Below are 1,024 nucleotides of genomic sequence, written 5' to 3'. Positions count from 1 at the left end.
GGACGTGGGAGGCCGCGATAGGCCCCGGGGAGCTGTCAACCGAGCTTTGATCCGGGATGCCCTTCCGCGCACCCGCTCCCGCCGATGCACCGTCGGCGTCCGTCGCGCACCCGTCCGTCCACCCACCCGTACGTCCGGGCGGCCCTGCCGCGCGCCCCGCCGCGCGCGTGCTCCGCCGTGCCCGCCCACCGTAGAGAGGCCCGCCCCATGCCCGTCGAGTTCCTCGGCATCGCCGCCACCGGCGACGGCTCGGAGACCACGCCCCGCACCACCGCCGCGTTCGACCGCGAGTACACCCTGCGGCTCGCCCGCGCCCACGAGGACAACGGCTGGGACCGCGTGCTGTTCGCCTACGGCGCCGGCTCGCCGGAGCCCGCCGCGGCCGCCGCCTTCCTCGCCTCGAAGCTGGACCGGCTGCAGATCCTGCTGGCGCACCGCCCGAACGTCTCGTACCCGACGTTCGCGGCGAAGACCTTCGCCACCCTGGACCGGATCAGCGACGGCCGGCTGACCGTCCACTTCATCACCGGCGGCAACGACCACGAGCAGCGCCGCGAGGGCGACTACCTCACCAAGGACGAACGCTACGAGCGCACCCGCGAGTACATCGGCATCGTCAAGAGGGCCTGGACCTCGCACGAGCCGTTCGACCACCACGGCACCCACTACCGGTTCGAGGACTTCGTCTCCGACGTCTTCCCCGTGCAGCAGCCCCGGCCGGGCGTGTCGTTCGGCGGCTCCTCGGAGGCGGCGTACGCGGCCGGCGGGGCCGAGGCGGACGTCTACTGCCTGTGGGGCGAGCCGCTGGCCCGCACCGCCGAGCAGATCGAGAAGGTCGAGCGGGCCGCCCGCGCCGCGGGCCGCACCGACACCCCGCGGATCCAGGTCGCGTTCCGGCCGATCATCGCCGCCACCGAGGAACTCGCCTGGGAGAAGGCGCACCGGACGGTCGGCGCGATCCGGGAGGTCCTCGGCAAGGGCTGGGAGGAACGCGCCGCGAGCGGCCTGGCCTTCCTGCGCCGTC

The 1,024-nt window shown here is 74.2% G+C and carries 1 protein-coding gene; it reads left to right on the top strand.

The window, feature by feature from the left end:
• Window positions 1–207: 207 nt before the first annotated feature.
• A partial coding sequence (locus ABZ641_RS39360) for an LLM class flavin-dependent oxidoreductase (protein ID WP_359989554.1) occupies window positions 208–1,024 on the top strand: 817 nt, incomplete at its 3' end.

Origin of the sequence: Kitasatospora sp. NPDC007106 (assembly GCF_040634455.1) — a bacterium.
GTDB classification, from domain to species: Bacteria; Actinomycetota; Actinomycetes; order Streptomycetales; family Streptomycetaceae; genus Kitasatospora; species Kitasatospora arboriphila.
Note: the sequence above shows the minus strand (reverse complement) of the source record. Positions and strands in the feature narration are given on the sequence as shown.